3 protein-coding genes and 1 pseudogene are annotated in these 3,858 nt (G+C 66.3%); all 4 read left to right on the forward strand.

The features are described 5' to 3' along the window. Positions 1-249, forward strand: a pseudogene (locus AC3AYF_RS19040) (peptide ABC transporter substrate-binding protein); the annotation flags it as partial. 53 nt (positions 250-302) lie between these two features. Further along, positions 303-1,286 carry a C40 family peptidase gene (locus AC3AYF_RS19045; protein ID WP_487780192.1) on the forward strand — a complete coding sequence of 328 codons (984 nt, stop codon included), beginning with the start codon at positions 303-305 and terminating at the stop codon, positions 1,284-1,286. A 90-nt stretch (positions 1,287-1,376) separates the two neighbouring features. Further along, positions 1,377-2,999 (forward strand): peptide ABC transporter substrate-binding protein, encoded by a 1,623-nt coding sequence (locus tag AC3AYF_RS19050; protein WP_295039221.1) that lies wholly within the window; start codon positions 1,377-1,379, stop codon positions 2,997-2,999. A gap of 76 nt (positions 3,000-3,075) precedes the next feature. Continuing rightward, on the forward strand, positions 3,076-3,858 hold a 783-nt coding region (locus AC3AYF_RS19055; RefSeq protein WP_295039219.1), incomplete at its 3' end, for a peptide ABC transporter substrate-binding protein.

Here is a 3,858-nt window from a genome sequence, read left to right on the forward strand (position 1 = left end):
GTCGGCAATAACTACGGCGCCTACTCCAACCCCGAGTACGACAAGCTGATGGACCAGGCCGCCCAGACGCTGGATCTGGATGCCCGCGAGAAGCTGCTCGAGAAAGCGGAGAACGTGGCGCTGGACGACTACGCGTTCATTCCCATGCTGACCTACGTCACCCGCAACCTGGTGAACCCGAAGCTCGAAGGCTGGGAAGACAACGTGGAGGACGATCATCCGTCACGTTGGGTTCACTTCACCGAGTAACGACTTGAGCGGTCTTCCGGAAGCACTGGCATGAGTCATCAGGGGACATCGACATGAGCTGCGTCGCCGTCGCCGTGGCGGGATTGTGGACCTCCCCCGACGCGCCGCGGGCCATCGACGCCCCGGCGCTGGGCAACCCGGCGCTGCTTGAGCGCTGGCTCTCCCGACTGGACGACGAGACCCGCCTGGCGCTGTGCAAGGAGAAGCGGCTCGCCACCCAGGTGCTGCTGGACACGCCGGTCGGGATACTCGAACGCCATCGTGACGGCCACGGCAACGACTGGTGTCGCGTGGTGGTCCCGAGCCAGCGGTCCTCGCTGGACGAGCGCGGCTACCCCGGCTGGATCCCGGCGGCGCAGCTCGTCGAGGCAGAGGGCTGCCCGGCCGATGCCGAGTCGGTGGTGGTGATGGCTCCCATCGCCTGGCTGCAGGGTCTACCCCAGGAACGATCGCTGAAACTGAGTTTTCTGACTCGGCTGAAACTGGCCGACCCGGTGCCGGAAGTCGCTGACCGGAGAGCGTCCCGCGTCTGGGTGGAGACATCGCTGGGACGCGGCTGGCTGCCACGCGACAGCGTCCAGTTGCCGGGCGAGGGCCTGCCGGCGACTGCCGCGACGCTGGAAACGCTGGGTCGGCGCTTCGACGGGCTGCGCAATCTGTGGGCCGGCAACTCGAGCTTCGGCTACGACTGCTCGGGACTGGTTCACAGCCTGTTCGCCGCCATCGGCATGCGTCTGCCTCGGGACGCCCACGACCAGGTCGAGACGGGGCTTCCGGTCGCGCTGGACGAGCGCCGTGGGGGCGATCTGCTGTTCTTCGAGAAGCCCGACGACGCAGGCCGGCTGGTGGTCGACCACGTTGCGCTCTATCTCGGCGATGACCGCATGCTCCACGCGCCGACCAACAACGCCCGAATCGAATGTCGCCGGCTTTCTGGCAGTCGCTACGAAACACAGCTCTGCGCCGTGCGTCGCTTTCTCGACCCGGGCGATCCGGGAACGGCGATTCCCGCAGGAACTATTCCCGCAGGAACGTGAAGACTTAAGATCGAGACGGGGTCGCCAAAACCGGCGAATGCGCCAGCAGCCCCGGCAATAACAAACGCTCAACAACGGATGGACTCGATCATGCGTACACAGCCCAGATACGGCTCACATCGAAGAACCGCCAGGCTCGTTCTTCCCCTGCTCGCGGCCGTGAGCCTGGCGACAGCCCTGTCCGTCGACACCGCCCGGGCCGCCACGCTGAGTATCGGCATCCAGGGTGAACCGGCCTCGCTGGATACCGCCCGGATCGGGGGTACCACCTGGGAGAACGACGTCCTCGGCGACCTGTTCGAGGGCCTGGTCACGCTGGACCCGGCCGGCGAGTACATCCCCGGCGCCGCCAGCGGTTGGGACATCAGTGACGACGGCACCGTCTACACCTTCAAGCTGCGCGACGACGCCAACTGGTCGGACGGTGAACCCGTGGTCGCCAAGGACTTCGTGCTTGCCTTCCAGCGGCTGTTCGATCCGGCCAACGGCGCCGTCTACGCCAGCCTGTTCTATCCGATTCGCGGCGCCGAAGCGCACACCAAGGGCGAGCAGGACGCCCCCGAACTCGGTGTCGAAGCGGTCGATGCCAAGACCTTGAAGATCACCCTGAACCAGCCGACGCCCTACTTCCCGACGCTGCTGGCGCACATCGCCGCGTCTCCGGTGCCTTCCCATCTGGTCGATCGATTCGGTAACGACTGGACCCAGATGGATCATATCGCCACCAACGGCGCCTTCACCCCGACAAGCTGGACCTCTCACGATCACATCGCGGCGCGCAAGAATCCCGAATTCCACGACGCCGACGACGTCGCCCTCGATGGCGTCGACTACTATCCGGTCGAGGATCGCAGCGCCGGCCTGCAACGCTTCCGCGCCGGCGGTCTCGACATCGTCCGCGACTTCTCGCCGGATCGATATCAGTGGCTGCAGGAGAACCTGCCCGGCGCCGTGCATCTCGCGCCGCAGCTGGCCAACTACTACTTCGCGCTCAACCAGCGCGATGGCCACCCCACCGCCGACAAGCGCGTCCGGGAAGCGCTCAACCTGGCGATCCGCCGGGACGTCATCGCCGACAAGATCATGGGCGGCGTCGTCTCCCCGGCCGGCGGCTTCGTCCCCGGTGGCGTCAGCCACTATGACGCCCAGACCATGCCAGGTCTGGATCGGACGATGGATGAGCGGGTCGCCGAGGCCAGGAGCTTGCTCGCGGACGCCGGCTACGGCCCCGATCATCCGCTCGAACTGACCCTGCGCTACTCCACCACCGAGGCCAACAAGCGCATCGCCGTGGCGCTGGCCGCGATGTGGCAGCCGCTGGGGGTCGAGACGCAACTGATCAACGCCGAGGGCGCGGTGCACTACGCCGAGCTCGCCAACGGCAACTTCGACGTCGGCCGCGGCAGTTGGGTCGCGGACTTCGACGACGCCAGCAACTTCCTCGGTATCCTGCAGAGCGACTCGCCCAAGAATTACGGCGGCTATCGCAGTCAGGCGTTCGACGAGCTGATGGCCAGAGCCAGCCGCGAGACCGACATCGCCGCCCGCCAGCAACTGCTGCAGCAGGCGGAGCGGCAGGCACTCTCCGACTACGCGGTGGCACCGATCTACGTCGACGTCTCGCGCAACCTGGTCAACCCCGGGCTGGAGGGATGGGAGGACAACGCGCTCAACCGGCACCTGTCGCGCTGGCTTTCGCTGGCGTCGGACTGACAAACGACAACTCGAATCACCAATGCCGCCGTGTCATCGATTCGCAGCGACCGGCGGCCAAGGGACGCATTACCAGATGACTTCGAAACCCTACCGCAAGATCTCGCACCATCTACTTGCCACGCTGGGCGGCATCACGCTGGCGGCATTCGCCCTCCCGGCGCAGGCCTTCAGCGTCAATATCGCCAACGGTGCCGAGCCGGGCACCCTCGATCCGCAGAAGACCAGCGGCACCTGGGAGACACGCATCACCCGCGCGCTGTTCGAGGGCCTGGTCACCTACGCCAAGGATGGCAGCCTGGTCCCGGGGCTGGCCGATCGTTGGGAAGTCGGCGACGACGGCAAGACCTACACCTTCCATCTGCGCGACGCCGAGTGGTCCGACGGCGAGCCGATAACTGCCGAGGACGCCGTCTTCGCCCTGCGTCGCGTGCTCGATCCGGCGATCGCCAACCAGAACGCCAATCTCTACTACCCCATCGTCAACGCCCGAGCGATCAATGCCGGTGACAAGAGCGCCGATGCCCTCGGGGTCGAAGCCGTCGATTCGCATACGCTGCGCATCCGATTGATCCAGCCCACCGCCTGGTTCCTGCAGGCGCTGGCGATGACCGAAGCGGCGCCGCTTCCCGAACATGCCATCGCCGACGCCGCGGGCTGGGTGCAGCCGGGCAACACCGTTTCCAGCGGCGCCTTCACCCTGAGTGAGTGGCAGCCGCAGTCGCGCATCGTGGTGGAGAAGAACTCCCATTTCCATGCCGCCGACAGCGTCGCCGTGGACAAGGTCACCTTCTATCCCATCGACGATGCCGGCTCGGCCCTCAACCGTTTCCGCACCGGCGAGATGGACATCGCCTAC

The organism is Salinicola sp. (assembly GCF_982684285.1).

Coding starts and splice junctions, on each gene's coding strand:
- AC3AYF_RS19045 (WP_487780192.1), top strand. CDS start 303: ATGAGCTGCGTCGCCGTCGCCGTGGCGGGATTGTGGACCTCCCCCGAC.
- AC3AYF_RS19050 (WP_295039221.1), top strand. CDS start 1,377: ATGCGTACACAGCCCAGATACGGCTCACATCGAAGAACCGCCAGGCTC.